The 13,880-nt window shown below is 72.0% G+C and carries 11 protein-coding genes; 4 read left to right on the plus strand and 7 right to left on the minus strand.

All coding sequences use genetic code 11. The annotated features are described in order from the left end of the window. Positions 1–2 precede the first annotated feature (2 nt). Complete coding sequence (locus AB1460_RS02785; RefSeq protein WP_368958952.1) at positions 3–833, minus strand: TauD/TfdA dioxygenase family protein; 831 nt, start codon at positions 831–833, stop codon at positions 3–5. Positions 834–965: 132 nt separating this feature from the next. Then, on the minus strand, positions 966–1,850 hold the full coding sequence (locus tag AB1460_RS02790; protein WP_368958953.1) for an SDR family NAD(P)-dependent oxidoreductase: 885 nt from the start codon (positions 1,848–1,850) through the stop codon (positions 966–968). Positions 1,851–2,005: 155 nt separating this feature from the next. On the opposite strand from AB1460_RS02790, the gene AB1460_RS02795 reads away from it, so the two are divergent. After that, the gene (locus tag AB1460_RS02795; protein ID WP_420497175.1) at positions 2,006–3,739 is read left to right on the plus strand and encodes a dolichyl-phosphate-mannose--protein mannosyltransferase; all 1,734 of its coding nucleotides are present in this window, start codon (positions 2,006–2,008) and stop codon (positions 3,737–3,739) included. Between the two features lie 55 nt (positions 3,740–3,794). On the opposite strand, the gene AB1460_RS02800 is transcribed toward AB1460_RS02795, so the two are convergent. Next, positions 3,795–4,715, minus strand: a complete 921-nt coding sequence (locus AB1460_RS02800; protein WP_368958954.1) for a TIGR03619 family F420-dependent LLM class oxidoreductase — start codon at positions 4,713–4,715, stop codon at positions 3,795–3,797. 19 nt (positions 4,716–4,734) lie between these two features. Next, on the minus strand, positions 4,735–6,042 hold the full coding sequence (locus AB1460_RS02805) for an AMP-binding protein (RefSeq protein WP_368958955.1): 1,308 nt from the start codon (positions 6,040–6,042) through the stop codon (positions 4,735–4,737). 225 nt (positions 6,043–6,267) lie between these two features. Between AB1460_RS02805 and AB1460_RS02810 the strand changes: the two genes are divergently transcribed. From AB1460_RS02810 to AB1460_RS02820, 3 genes are all read left to right on the plus strand, one after another. Then, positions 6,268–7,824, plus strand: a complete 1,557-nt coding sequence (locus tag AB1460_RS02810; RefSeq protein ID WP_368958956.1) for an acyl-CoA synthetase — start codon at positions 6,268–6,270, stop codon at positions 7,822–7,824. Between the two features lie 135 nt (positions 7,825–7,959). Further along, entirely contained in the window at positions 7,960–9,165 is a 1,206-nt protein-coding gene (locus tag AB1460_RS02815) for an NAD(P)/FAD-dependent oxidoreductase (RefSeq protein WP_368958958.1), read from the plus strand. 16 nt (positions 9,166–9,181) lie between these two features. Continuing rightward, positions 9,182–10,609, plus strand: coding sequence for an MFS transporter (locus tag AB1460_RS02820; RefSeq protein WP_368958959.1), 1,428 nt, complete (start codon positions 9,182–9,184; stop codon positions 10,607–10,609). A 122-nt stretch (positions 10,610–10,731) separates the two neighbouring features. Here AB1460_RS02820 and AB1460_RS02825 read toward each other — a convergent pair whose 3' ends face one another. The 3 genes from AB1460_RS02825 to AB1460_RS02835 form a co-directional block, all read right to left on the minus strand. After that, a complete protein-coding gene (locus tag AB1460_RS02825; RefSeq protein ID WP_368958960.1) occupies positions 10,732–11,661 on the minus strand; it encodes an alpha/beta hydrolase in 930 nt (309 codons plus the stop codon). 151 nt (positions 11,662–11,812) lie between these two features. Further along, positions 11,813–12,556 carry an SDR family oxidoreductase gene (locus AB1460_RS02830; protein WP_368958961.1) on the minus strand — a complete coding sequence of 248 codons (744 nt, stop codon included), beginning with the start codon at positions 12,554–12,556 and terminating at the stop codon, positions 11,813–11,815. Then, positions 12,553–13,842: a cytochrome P450 gene (locus AB1460_RS02835; RefSeq protein WP_368958962.1), complete on the minus strand. Its 1,290-nt coding sequence runs from the start codon at positions 13,840–13,842 to the stop codon at positions 12,553–12,555. The genes AB1460_RS02830 and AB1460_RS02835 overlap by 4 nt, the downstream gene beginning before the upstream one ends. Between the last annotated feature and the right edge of the window lie 38 nt (positions 13,843–13,880).

A 13,880-nucleotide genomic window follows, 5' to 3' on the forward strand; every position in this document is an offset into this window, starting at 1 on the left:
GCCTACTGGATCGGCTCGTCGCCGAGGAGGGTCGTCCGGTGCATGACGCGCGGCTTCGAGCGGTCGAACTCGCAGGCCCGGTGGACGAGGCCGCGGTTGTCCCAGATCACCATGTCGCCCACCGTCCAGGTGTGGCGCAGTACCCGGTCGGGCGTGGTGGTGCGCTGCTCCAGCTCGTCGAGCAGCTGCCGGCCGTCGGTGGCCTCCAGCCCCACCACGTGGGACGTCGTCGACCCGATCACGAGCGAGCGACGGCCGGAGCGCTGCCCCCAGACCAGCGGGTGCGTCCGTTCCGGCCGGGACGCCCACTCCGCCAGCTGCTCCGGTGTCGGGTCCGGGTAGCTGTGGCGCTGCACGGCCTCGAAGGTGTGCACCACCCGCAGCTTCGCGAAGCGCTCCTTCTCCGCGGCGGAGAGGGCCTCGTACGCGTTGTAGGTGCTGGCGAACTCCGTCTCGCCGCCCTCGGCGGCGACCACGTGGGCGCTGAGCACCCCGGCCTTCGGCGGGGGCACGGCGTCGAGGCAGCCGTCGAGGTGCCAGCGGTCGTTGCTGCGGAAGTACTCGGCGTTCGGGTTCGCCGGGTCGAAGCTGATCTCGGTGACCTCGGGGATCCGGTACTTGGCGGACTTCGCCAGGCTGCCCAGCTTCCGGCAGAACTCCACCTGGCTCTCGTCGTCAGCGTGTAACTCGCGGAAAAGTAGCACGCCGTACTCCTCCAGCGCGGCTGTGCAGGCCCCCGGCAGATCGTCGTCGGCGCGCAGGCGCTCGACGTCGACACCGAGGATCTCCACTCCGACGTGCTCGCTCAGTCTCTCCACGGCGATCACGGCCATCCGTCGTTCCTCCTCCTGCCGGTGCCCCGCCCGGGAGCCACCGACCCGCTGGTCCTGCTGGTGCTTTCCTCGCGTTCGCGTTGACCCACCGCGGCGCTCGGATCGTGGTTCGATTGTGCTACTGATCGGCCGTCAGATCCGGCGTCCGGCCGGTACCTCGTTGTGCCTGCGCGGCCAGCGGAACATCGCGTTCGACGCGTGCTGACCACCGTTGATCAGCAGGGTCACGCCGGAGACCCAGCCGGCCTCCGCCGAGCACAGGTAGAGCGCCGCGGCGGAGACGTCGTCGACGTGGCCCACCCGGTTGATCGGGTAGAACGACGCCAGATCGATCTGGTCCTCCTCGGAGACCAGCCGGTCGGCGACGAGCGGGGTGTCGATGAGGCCGGGCGCGATCGCGTTCACCCGGATCCCGTGCGTGCCGAACTCCATGCCCAGCGTCGAGGTCAGATGATTGATGGCCGACTTCGCCGACCCGTAGAGCACGGCGCCGGGTGTCGGGAACAGGCCGCCGGTCGAGGTGATGTTGAGAATGGCGCCGGGAATGCCCAGGCGCACCATCGACTCCGCGGCCCTGATCGAGGTGAACAGCGCCGACTTCACATGCAGCTGGTAGACGTGGTCGACGTCGTCGTCGGTGAGATCGAAGGTGGAGCGCTCGAGCCGCCCGGTGTCACCGGCCGAGTTCACGAGGACGTCGATCCGCCCCATCACGTCGAGCGCGCGGGTGACCAGGTCCTGCGGGGCGCCGCGGGCGGTCAGGTCGACGGGCAGCGCCCACGCCTCCCGGCCCAGCTCCTTGATCTCCCGGACGGTGTCGTCGAGCTGCCCGGGGCTGCGGGCGGCGACGGCGATGTCAGCCCCGGCCTTCGCGTAGGCCAGTGCGATCGCCCGGCCGATGCCGCGGCCACCCCCGGTTATCAGGGCTCTGCGGCCAGCATAGGAGAACATGATCGACCTCCGTACGTGGTAGCGATCCGGCCGGGGCTCCGCGAGCGTCTCCTGGCCGGCCGACATGACCGTATCGTGGTTACTGGACCCGCAATACGGCTTCGACGAAAAATCATTGCTCGGGCAACCCGCACCGGATCGCCATCCACTGAGACGCTCCGGCCGCCTTTGTGTGGATATCGGAGGCAAGGTTCCACCCCGTCACCACCTACGCTGGACGCGTGACGGCACCGACGACGGCTGACCCCGCCGCCTCCGCGACCGGCCCCGGTACGGCGGGCACGCCGCGGCCGGGCGGGGGCGGGCCTGGGCGGCGGCGTCTCCCGGACCGCGTCGCCGCCCTCCGGTCCCGCGGCGCCGCTGGCGCCGCCGACGGCTCTGGCGGCTCCGGGCAGGCCGCGGCCGGTCCCGGCCCGGCCGCCGGCAGCGACCGGGCCGACGAGGTGCTGAGGGACCGGCTCTGTCCGCCGATGCCGACCGATCGGGTGCTCGGCTGGGCAGCGGCCCTCGCCGTCACCGTCGTCGCCGGCCTGCTGCGGTTCTGGCAGCTGACCGAGCCGAAGGGCATCTACTTCGACGAGGTCTACTACACCAAGGACGCCTGGGGCCTGATGACCGCGGGCTACGAGGTGGACAGCAACACCTGCTCCGGGCCTGCCTTCGTCGTGCACCCACCGCTGGGCAAGTGGTTCATCGCCGCGTCCGAGAAGGTCTTCGGCTACATCGACTGCGCCGGGGTGCCGCACGGCAGTCCCGAGCTCGGATGGCGGTTCGCCTCCGCGTTCTTCGGCACCCTCGCCGTGCTGGTGCTCACCCGGCTCGCGCGGCGGATGTTCCGGTCCACCCTGCTCGGCTGCGTCGCCGGCCTGCTGCTCGCGCTGGACGGGCTCGCCTTCGTCCAGAGCCGGATCGGCATCCTCGACATCTTCCTGATGACGGGCCTCGTCCTGGCACTGGCCTGCCTCGTGCTCGACCGCGACCACGGCCGCGCCCGCCTCGCCGCCCGTCTCGCGGCCGACGGCGCCGCGCCCGACGAGCGTGCGGCGCGGTACGGGCCCCGGCTCGGGTGGCGGCCGTGGCGGATCGCCGCCGGGCTGTGCCTGGGCGCGTCCATGGGGGTGAAATGGAGCGCGCTCTACACCCTGGTCGGGTTCGCCGCGCTCGCCCTGGCCTGGGACATCGGCGCCCGGCGCACCGCCGGCGCCGCCATGCCGGGGCGCGGGGCGCTGCGCCGCGACGCCCCCGCCTGGGTGGGCTGCTACGTCCTGCTGCCGATCGTCACGTTCCTGGCCACCTGGACGGGCTGGTTCGCCACCGACGGCGGGTGGCGCCGGCACGAGCACGGCGACGGGTTCGTCGCCGCCTGGCGTGGCTGGTGGTCCTACCAGCAGGCGATCCTGAACTTTCACGAGCACCTGTCCTCCCCGCACGTCGCCCAGTCGATGCCGATGAGCTGGCTGGTGATGGGGCGTCCGGTGGCCTACGACTACGAGGGCGTTCCGTTCGGCCAGCAGGGCTGCCAGGCCGCGGAGGGCTGCGCCCGCGAGGTGCTGGCGCTCGGTAACCCGGCGGTCTGGTGGGTCGGGTCCGCCGCCATGGCGGCGATGATCGCGCTGTGGGTCAGCCGGCGCGACTGGCGCGCCGCCCTGGTGCTCGTCGGCTTCGGCTCGTCGTTCCTGCCCTGGCTGGCGTTCCCGGACCGCACGATGTTCTTCTTCTACGCGCTGCCGCTGCTGCCGTTCCTGATCCTCGGGATCACGATGTCGGCCGGCCTGGTTCTCGGCCCCCGCACCGCGTCCGACACGCGCCGCCTGGCGGGGGCGGTGGCCGTCGGCAGCTACCTCATCGTGGCCATCCTGCTGTTCGCCTACTTCTACCCGCTGCTGGCCTGGCAGGTGATTCCGCTGAACGACTGGCGGGACCGCATGTGGTTCCCCAGCTGGATCGTCGCCTGACCGATTCGCTCTGGTCGAGCGGCCGCCCTCCCGGGGCGGCGCCGCAGACCGGGAATCAGGCGATCGCGGGCATGATCTCCTCGGCCACCCACTGGGTGTAATCGTAGTATTCCTGGATGTCGTTGACGGCGGGAATGGGTACCGAGCTCATGGTGACGCCGAGTTCGGAGAACCAGCCCAGCCGGTCAATGATCTCCTGCCTGGTCATGCCCGGCCGGGCCCGCGGATCCGTCTGGACGCTGTGGCCCTCACCGACCCGGGAGGTGGCGAACCCGTAGTACACCTCGGAGAGCCGGCCGTTGTAGTCCGGCTGCGAGCGGATGAAGTCCAGCCGCGCCGGAATGTCCTCGGGCTTCGTGAGGAACGGCCACCACCCCGACGCGTAACGGGCGGTGCGCCGCAGGACGGGGTCGGCGTCGCCGCCGAACCACACCGGCGGGTGCGGGCGCTGCACCGGCTTCGGCTCGAAGGCGACGTCCCGGAAGGAGACGTAACGGCCCTCGAAGGCGGGTTTCTCCGCCGTCCACAGCTCGATGATCGCCTGGACGTACTCCTCCGCGATGGCGCCGCGTTCCCGGAACGGGACACCGAGGATCTCGAACTCCTCGGCCAGCCACCCGACACCGAAGGTGACGGTGACCCGCCCGCTGGACAACCAGTCCGTCGTTGCCAGCGACTTCGCCGTCACCACGGGATTCTGTAACGGCAGGATCGCGATGCAGGAGTTGACCCGGATCCGCTCGGTGGCACCCGCCAGGTAGGCCATCCCGGAGTAGGCGTGGAAGTAGTGCGGGCCGGACAGCTCGACGTGGCTTTCCGGAATGACGTGGTGCTCCGGCAGGCTGATCATCGCGTAGTCGAGCTGTTCCGCCCAGCGGGCCAGGCGGGTCTGGTCCGCGCCGGTCACCTGGGCCTCCCACGGCTGGCAGGTGGCCTTCAGCCGCAGCATGTGCGGCATCGAGAATCCGAGTCTCACGTTCGTCCGCTCCCGTCGCTCAGGTGAGCAGTAGCTTCTTCTGGACCTTGCCCATCGGGTTGCGCGGCAGGGACGTCGCGAAGCGGATCTCCCGCGGGCGCTTGTGTGGCGCCAGCGTCGACGCGACGTGATCGATCAGGTCAGCGGCCTCGACAGTGTCACGGGTGACGACGACCGCCACGATCCGCTGGCCCAGGTCGTCGTCGGGAACGCCGATGACTGCGGCCTCGGCGACCGCGGGATGGGCGAGAAGTGCGTTCTCGATCTCCCCGGCGCCGATCTTGTAACCGCCCGACTTGATGAGGTCGGTGCTCTGCCGGCCGACGATGCGCAGCTGCCCGTCCGGTTCGAACACCCCGAGGTCACCGGTGGCGAACCAGCCGTCCGGCGCGAGCGCCGCCGCTGTCGCCACCGGATTGCCCAGGTAGCCGGTGAACACGTTCGGACCGCGCACCTCCACCGGGCCGAACTCCTCCGCCCCGGTGACGCGGACCTCGACGCCGCGCAGCGGGGCACCGACAACGCCCGGCCGGCGGTCGCCGTCGGCCCGCGCGGCGGTGTTGATGAGGGTCTCCGTCAGGCCGTAACGTTCCGCGACCCGCTGGCCGGCCTGGGCCACGAACCGGTCGAACACCGGGACCGGCAGTGCCGCCGAGCCCGAGACGAGCAGGCGGGCCGACGCGAAAGCCGCCGGCTCCGGCACCCGGGACCACATGGTGGGCACCGCGAAGTACAGCGTCCCGCCGGGCACCGGCGCGAAGCGTGCCACGTGCCGCAGCGCGGAGCCGATCCGCAGCGGGCCCAGCGTGCCCAGCACGAGCCCGTGCACGTGGAAGAGCGGCAGGGCGTGCCCGAGCACGTCGTCCGGTGACCAGGCCCAGGCGTCCGCGAGCGCGTCGATGTTCGCGGCGATCGCCCGCCGGGGGATGACCGCGCCCTTCGGCGGCCCGGTCGTCCCCGAGGTGTAGATGACAAGCGCGGGCGCTTCGGCGCCAGCCCCGCCAGCCCCGGCCGCCCCGGGGGGCAGCGCTGAGCGGGCGGTCAGGTCGACCTCGTCGAGGACCAGGTCGGGTGCGCTGTCCTTCAGGACGTAGGCCCGCTCCGTCTCGCCCGCCTGCGGATTGATCGTGACCACGGTGACGCCGGCCTCCACCGCGCCCGCGATGGCGACGACCGTCTCCAGGGTGGGGGTGGCGACCACGGCCACCCGGCGCACGCCCCGCAGCCGCGCGGCGACGGCGCCGACGGCACCCGCAAGATCGTCTCCCTCCAGAGCGACGTCCGACACCTGGACCCTGGCCTTGCCTCGGCGCAACGCAGTCAGCACCCGCCCATTCTCCGGCCCCGGCGCGCCTCAGGTCGACGGAACCGGCAGGGCCGGGAGGAACTGGCAGGGCCGGGAGGAACTGGCAGGGCCGGGAGCAGGACCGCGGCCCGGGGGTCCGGCAACGGCCGGACAACGCCGCCTCCACTGGCCTAACCTGCCCTGGTGTCCCGTCATCCGCACGCGACCGGCCCTTCCCGCTAGAGACGACCGACGGAGAGGGAACGAATGTATCCGGGGGTACACGCCGAGCGCTTTCCTGACAAGGCTGCCGTGGTCGTGGCGGAAACGGGGGAGCGGCTGACCTACCGCGAACTCGAGGACCGTTCCGCGCGGCTGGCCCGGTATCTGTACGACGCCGGTTTCCGCCGCGGCGACCACATCGCCCTGCTGACCGACAACTCCCCGCGCGCGTTCGAGGTGTACTGGGCCGCGATGCGCTCCGGGCTTTACCTGACCGCCGTCAACAGTCATCTCTCGGCGGCCGAGGCCAGCTACATCGTGAACGACTGCGACGCGGGTGCCCTGGTCGTCTCGGGCGTGCTGCGTGACATCGCCGAGAAGGTCGTTCCGGACACGCCCGCGGTGCGGGTCCGGCTGGTGTTCGGCGGGGCGGCCGAGAACCATGACGACTACGATGCCGCGCTCCGCTCCGTCTCGCCGGAGCCGCTTCCGGTGCAGCCCCGCGGGGCGGACATGCTGTATTCCTCCGGCACGACCGGCCGGCCGAAGGGAATCCGCAAGGCACTGCCGGAGCGGGAGGTCCACGAGCCCGGTGACCTGTACGTCGGGCTGCTCACGCCGATGTACGGATTCGATGCCGACACCGTCTACCTCTCGCCCGCGCCGATCTATCATGCGGCGCCGCTGCGGTACACCGGCGTCGTCCTCGCCCTGGGCGGCACGGTCGTCCTGATGCGCCGTTTCGACGCGCGGGCGGCGCTGGCCGCGATCGCGCGGTACCGGGTGACACACAGCCAGTGGGTGCCGACCATGTTCGTGCGCATGCTGAAACTGCCGGCCGCGGACCGGGAACTGCACGACCTGTCGAGTCACCGGGTGGCCATCCACGCGGCCGCGCCGTGCCCCGTCGAGGTGAAGCAGGCGATGATCGACTGGTGGGGGCCGATTCTCTACGAGTACTACGCCGCCACCGAGGCCATCGGGACCACGTTCATCACCAGTCCGGAATGGCTGCGCCGGCCCGGATCCGTCGGCCGGGCCAGGCTGGGCATTCTGCACATCTGCGGGGATGACGGAGCCCCGGTGCCGACGGGCGAGACCGGGACCGTCTACTTCGAGCGGGACGACCCGCTGTTCGAGTACCACAACGACCCGGAGAAGACGGCCGGGTCCCGGCACCCGGACCACCCGACCTGGATCACGGTCGGCGATGTGGGGCACACCGACGCCGACGGCTATCTCTATCTCACCGACCGCAAGGTGTTCATCATCATCTCCGGCGGGGTGAACATCTATCCGCAGGAGATCGAGAACAGCCTGGTGCTGCATCCGAAGGTGTTCGACGTCGCCGTGGTCGGGATGCCGGACGAGGAGATGGGCGAGTCGGTGCTGGCGCTGGTGCAGCCGGCGCCCGGTGTGCCACCCGGGCCCGCGCTCGCCGCCGAGCTGGCGGAGTTCCTGCGCGGGCGGATCGCGTCCTACAAGATCCCGCGCAGGTTCGACTTCGTGGCCGATCTACCCAGGACCCCGACCGGCAAGATGGCGAAGAAGGCGCTGCAGTCCTCGCGGATCGCCACCCCGCCGGGGGAGGGCGGCGGCTGACCGTCCCCTTGGTGTGCCAGGTACGCCACCTCGGCGTGCACCGCTCGTTCCGGCCCGGACTCCGAACGTAGCGTCGAACCGTACGAGACCCGTACGGGGAGATGACTCGGTACCCGCAGGATCGGGAGGTCCACGTTGAGTGGCATCGCAGCCAGGCACCGAGTGCTGATCATTGGGGGCGGCACGGCCGGGGTGAGCGTCGCGGCCCGGTTGCGTCGCGCCGGGCTGGCGGACGTGGCGCTGGTCGAACCGTCCAGCACGCACTACTACCAGCCCCTGTGGACGCTGGTCGGCGGTGGCCGGGCGCCGGTGGAGCGCACCGCACGGCCTGAGCAGGACGTGCTGCCCCGTGGCGTCCGCTGGTACCCCGAGGGGGCGGTCGAGATCGACCCGGACGCCCGGATCGTCCGGCTTGCCAGCGGCGTGCGGTTGGCGTACCAGACGCTGGTCGTGGCGCCCGGGTTGCAGCTGTGCTGGGATGCCGTCCCCGGTCTGGAACAGACCCTCGGCCGCGAGGGGGTGTCCAGCAACTACAGCTACGAGTTCGCCCCGGCGACCTGGAACTTCATCCGCAACCTGCGGTCGGGCACCGCCGTGTTCACGATGCCGTCGACGCCGGTGAAGTGCGGCGGTGCACCTCTGAAGATCGCCTTCCTGGCCGCTGACTACTGGCGCCGCACCGGGGTGGCCCGCGACATCCGGGTCGTGCTCGCCTTCGGCGCCTCCGCGCTGTTCCGGGTCGCCGAGTACCTGCCGGCGCTCGAGGCGGCGGTCGATCGGTACGGCCTGGAGCTGCGGCTGTCCACCGAGCTCACCGAGATCCGCCCCGGGCGGCGGCAGGCCGTCCTGCGTGATCTCGCCACCGGTGGCACCGCCGACCTGGACTATGACCTCATGCATGTCACCCCGCCGCAGCGGGCTCCGGACTGGATCCGGACCGGTCCGCTGGCGGGCCCCGACGATCCCGGCGGGTACGTCACCGTCGACCCGCACACCCTGCGCCACACCCGGTATCCGGACGTCTTCGCGCTCGGCGACGTGGCGAACCTGCCGACCTCCAAGACCGGGGCCGCGATCCGCAAGCAGGCGCCGGTGGTCGCCGCGAACCTGCAGGCCGTCCTCGCGGGGCAGGAGCCGGCGGCCCGCTACGACGGCTACACGTCCTGCCCGATCGTCACCGCCCGAGACCGGATGGTGCTCGCCGAGTTCGACTACTCGATGCGGCCGGCCCCGACCCTCCCCCTGATCGACACCACCCGGGCCCGGCGGGACATGTACCTGCTGAAGCGCTACGGGTTGCCCGCGCTCTACTGGAACCTGATGCTGCGCGGCCTGGCCTGAGACAGGAGAACCCGCCTTGGCGCGGTCAGTGACGGACGAGGCCGTTCCACCCGCGGTGGACGCCGAGGCGCTACGCGAGCTGTCCCGGGCCCGGGCCGCGACGATGGTGTGCTTCTTCGTCCTGGCACTGCTGTTCGCGTCCTGGGCCCCGCGGATCCCCCAGGTGAAGGAGGAGCTGGGTCTCTCCGACGGCGAGCTGGGCCTCGCCCTGCTCGGCGGCCCTGCCGGTGCACTCGCCACCATCTCGATCGCCGGGTTCCTGGTCGGTCGGCTCGGCAGCCGCGCCATGGTCAGGGTGACGCTCGTCGGCTACGCCGCGGCGGCCCTCGGGCTGGTCGTGGTGTCCGGCGTGCCGTCGCTGTTCGCGGTGCTCGCGCTCTGGAGCGCGCTGGCCTGCGCGCTGGACGTCGCGAGCAACGCCCAGGCTGCCATCGTCGAGGACCGGTTCGGCCGCCGGATCATGATGACGGTGCACGCGGCCTGGACGGGTGGCGCCCTCGCGGGCGCGGTGCTGGGGGCCGGGGCCGCGGCCCTCGACCTCTCCCTGGGTCTGCAGTTCCTGGTGCTGGGAGCCGCCGCGACCGCCGGTGCGCTGCCTGTCACCGGCTGGATGCTCGGCGGTGATCGGCCGACCCGGCCGATCCGGCCGGCGAGCGTGGCCCTTCCCGCTGACCCGGCCCTTCCCGCTGACCCGGCTCTTCCAGGTACCCACGCCCTTCCGGTCGACCCTGCTCCTCCGGCTGACGCGGCCCGCGCACCGGGGCCGGCGGGCCGGCCCCGGGCTTCGCCGCGCCGGCTCCGGCGCGGACGGAGCCGGAGGCGCCTGCCCTCGTTGCGCTGGGCGGTGCCGCTTCTCCCGCTGACGATGATCACCTTTGCGAGCTACCTGGGCGAGGGCATCGCGGCCGACTGGAGCGCGGTGTACCTGACCGACGTCACCGGCGCGTCGCCGGGTCTGGCCGGCGTGGGTCTGGTGGCCTACATGACGTGCATGCTCGGCGTGCGGCTGATGGGGGACCGCCTGGTGGAGACCCACGGTGTGCGGCGCACGATCCGCCCGCTCGCGTTCGCCTCCGCGGTCGTGTTCGCCCTCGCCCTCGCCGCCGCCGACACGCCGTCGGGCACCGTGCTGGGGATCGCCGGTTTCGCCGTGCTCGGCGCCGGGCTGGCCTGCGTCGTGCCGGCGGCGTTCTCCGCCGCGGGCCAGCGGGCGGTGCGCGCCGGCGCGCCCGCCGGGCCGGCGATCGCGCTGGTCAGCTCGGTCGGCTACGCCGGCTGGCTGGCCGGGCCACCGCTGATCGGCGGCCTGGCCGAACTGGTCGGCCTGCACACCACCATGTGGACGGTGGTCGGCCTGGCCTGCGCGATCGCCGCGCTCACCGGCGTTCTCGCCGGCTTCGCGCCGATCGGGTCAGGTCCGGATCCCCCAGACCCGCCTGCCTGACCGGGCCGGCCGTCGGGTCACCGGGCCTGCGACGCCGGCGTCGGCTGTCCTCTCCGGTCGTCAAGATAGTCATCGGTGTTGACGTGCGCCCCTTCGCAAAAATGATCTTTGGGGGCCGGTCTTCACCCGCCCGTGCGGCCCGGGGCCCGGGCCGCACGGGCAAGCTGGCGGCCGAGGAAGGCGAGCTGGGCCGGGATCGCCGCGCTCCAGTAGGCAGGGGTGTGGCCGCCGGGGCCGAAGTTCCGCTCCTGCGCCTGCAGGGCGTCCGCCGCCTCGCGGGAGACGCTGGAGAACGGGTCCGCATCGCCGCAGTCGATGCGGTAGGCGACGCCCGGCACCGGCGGCGTCCCCAGGATCGCGTGCTCGGTGAAGTCGGCGGAGGAGTCGAAGGCGCCGGGTGCGCTGGCCCGGTAGGAGTGCCACATCGCGGGGCTGCTCGCGGCGACGGCCACCACCAGACCGGGATGGCGGCGCGCGAGGAGGAGCGCGCCGTAGCCGCCCATCGACCAGCCCGCTGCCGCGATCCGGTCGGTGCGCAGCCCCTGCGCGGCGAGCCGGGGGAGTACCTCGCCAATGATCATGACCTCGGGGTTGTCCCCCGAGGCACGGCGGTGCCAGTAGGTCTCCCCGCCGTCGAGGGTGACCAGTGCGAACGGTGCCGTGCCGGTCGCCAGCGCGGCCGTCAGATGCGCGTCGAGCCCCAGCAGGCCGACCGCCCGGTCGGCGTTGTCGCCGCGCCCGTGCAGCACCAGGCAGACCGGCAGCTCGCCCGCGCCCGCGGGGGTGGGGGCGACCACGACCATGTCGACGGGGCGGCCTCGTGCCGTGCTTGCGAACGTCGTCCGCCGCACCGCGACGGGCCCGACGGTGGGCGAGGTCGCCACCTGGCCGGACGGAGGCGGATCACCGGCGGGCGGCGGGGTGCCGCCGCCTGCCGTGCCGGCACCGCCGGCGGGAGGGGAACCGCTCGGCGGCGGGCTGTCCGTTCCGCATCCCGCGGCGAGACCGCCCGCCGCGGCCGCGATGAGAAGCGCCCGTCTGCTCGCTGGCATGGTACGGATGCTCTCATCGCGGGCAGACCGGCCGCCGCGCCCGGGCCCCGGCGCCCGGCGCCCGGCGCGGGCACCGGGCACCGGGCACCCGGGGCGGCGCAGCCCCGGCACCCGGATCCTGCGGCCGGTTATCTGGGCAGTGGGAGCGACGTCAGATGTACATGCCGCCGTTCACACCGATGATCTGGCCGGTGACGTAACCACCGGCCTCCGAGCAGAGGTAGGAACAGGCGCCGGCGATGTCCGCCGGTGTTCCCGCCCGGCCGAGCGGGACCATGGCCGCGATCACGTCGATGCCGGGGACACCGCCCTCGGCCTCGCCGCGACGGGCCATCGGGGTGTCGACGAGCGTCGGCGGAATCGTGTTCACCGTGATGCCGTGGACGGCGAGCTCCCGTGCGAGCGACTTCGTGAGACCGATGACCCCGCCCTTGGAGGCGGCGTAGTGGGCCATGTTCGGCGCGCCGGACTGGGCGCTGGACGAGGAGATGGTGACGATCCGCCCCCACCTCGCCTCGATCATGCCGGGAACGGCGGCCTGGACGCAGCTGAACGTCCCGGTGAGGTTCACGGCGAGCATGTGGTCCCACGCCTGCGGGGTCAGGTCGAGGAGCGGGACGAACGACTCGATGCCCGCGCTGGTCACCAGGATCTCGGTCGGCCCGAGCGCGGTGTGCACCTGCTCGAAGGCGGCCTGCACCGCCTCGCGGTCACCGACGTCCACCGCCACCGCGAGTGTCCTCGCGCCGACGGCGGCGAGACGCTCCGCCGCCGCGCCGGCCGCGTCACCGTCGCGGTCGAGTAGCGCGACGTGGTACCCGTCGGCGACGAACTGCTCGGCCACGCCGAGGCCGATGCCGGACGCTGCGCCGGTGACGACGGCGACCCGGCTCATCGGCCGCTGCCCTCGACCGGGGTGAACTCCAGGTGCAGCTCGGTGAGACCCCGCAGGAGCCACGTCGGCTCGTAGTTGAAGCGGCGGTCGCCGGGCGGCCCGTGGTGCTTCTCGGCGAGCTGGATGTCGCGGGTGCGGTCCAGGATGCGCTCGAGGCTGATCCGGCCCTCGACCCGGGCGAGCGGACCACCGGGGCAGGAGTGCACCCCGCGCCCGAAGGCGACGTGCTGGCGCAGGTTCTGCCGGTCGATGCGGAACTCCGCCGGGCATTCGAAGTGCCGCGGATCGCGGTTGGCCGCTCCGTTGAGCAACATCACCGGGGTTCCGGCGGTCACCTCGACACCACCGATCGTGGTCGTCCGCCGAGCGAGCCGGAAGTCCGTCTTGACCGGGCTCTCGAGCCGGAGCGTCTCCTCGATCAGGTCGGGGATGAGCTCCCGGTGCGCCCGCAGCTCGTCCTGGACCTCCGGGTTCTCGGCGAGGTACTTCAGGACGCCGCCGAGCAGTCGGGCGGTGGTCTCCTGCCCCGCGGCGAACAGGAACGTGGCGGCCCGGACGACGGCGACGACGTCCGGCGTGCTGCCGTCGGGGTACACCGCCGACGCCATCTGGGTCAGCACATCGTTGCGCGGGGTCTCGCGCCGGTTCTCGATGTACCGGGTGAACCACTCGTCCAGCCATCCGAGCGCGTTCATCTCGCCGTCGCCGTCACCGCCGGATCCGATCATGCCCGGGCTGGTGCTGAGACCGAAGCCCTGCCGGAACCGCTCGTGATCGGATTCCGGCACCCCGAGGATGTCGGCCACCGCGAGCATGGAGAACGGCTGGGCGAAGGCACGGATGAACTCGCAGTGGCCGTCGGCGAGGAACTCGTCCAGCTGCCGGTCCGCAAGTCCCCAGATGAACGCCTCGTTCTCCTGGAGCCGTTTCGGCGTCAGCATGCGCATCACGAGCGCCCGCTCGTTGGTGTGCATCGGCGGGTCCATCGTGACCATGTGCTCGTTCATCGGCAGCTGGTCGCGATAGGTGTCGATGACCTCGCTGACGTCGTCACCCTCCAGCGGTACGGGAAACGCCGCGAACGGGCCCACCACCGAGTTGCACGACGAGAACGTCTCCACGTCGCGATACACTTCGGTGACCTCGGCGTAGCCGGATACCGCCACCACTCCGAGATGCGGCAACGGTAGCACCGGGCACGCCGAACGCAGTGTGTCGAAATAGGGGTACGGGTTCTCGACGAGCGATTCGTCGTTGAAGAAATCGATCGTCTTCCAGTCGGTCAACCCGCTCTCCTCCGGGGCAGTCGAATGCACGGCAGAGA

The organism is Parafrankia sp. FMc2 (assembly GCF_041008525.1).
Taxonomy (GTDB): domain Bacteria; phylum Actinomycetota; class Actinomycetes; order Frankiales; family Frankiaceae; genus Parafrankia.

What these genes read in the sequence shown, in the direction of transcription:
- AB1460_RS02790 (WP_368958953.1), bottom strand. Translation starts at nt 1,850, where the DNA reads ATGTCGGCCGGCCAGGAGACGCTCGCGGAGCCCCGGCCGGATCGCTAC.
- AB1460_RS02830 (WP_368958961.1), bottom strand. Translation starts at nt 12,556, where the DNA reads ATGAGCCGGGTCGCCGTCGTCACCGGCGCAGCGTCCGGCATCGGCCTC.
- AB1460_RS02825 (WP_368958960.1), bottom strand. Translation starts at nt 11,661, where the DNA reads ATGCCAGCGAGCAGACGGGCGCTTCTCATCGCGGCCGCGGCGGGCGGT.
- AB1460_RS02810 (WP_368958956.1), top strand. Translation starts at nt 6,268, where the DNA reads ATGTATCCGGGGGTACACGCCGAGCGCTTTCCTGACAAGGCTGCCGTG.
- AB1460_RS02785 (WP_368958952.1), bottom strand. Translation starts at nt 833, where the DNA reads ATGGCCGTGATCGCCGTGGAGAGACTGAGCGAGCACGTCGGAGTGGAG.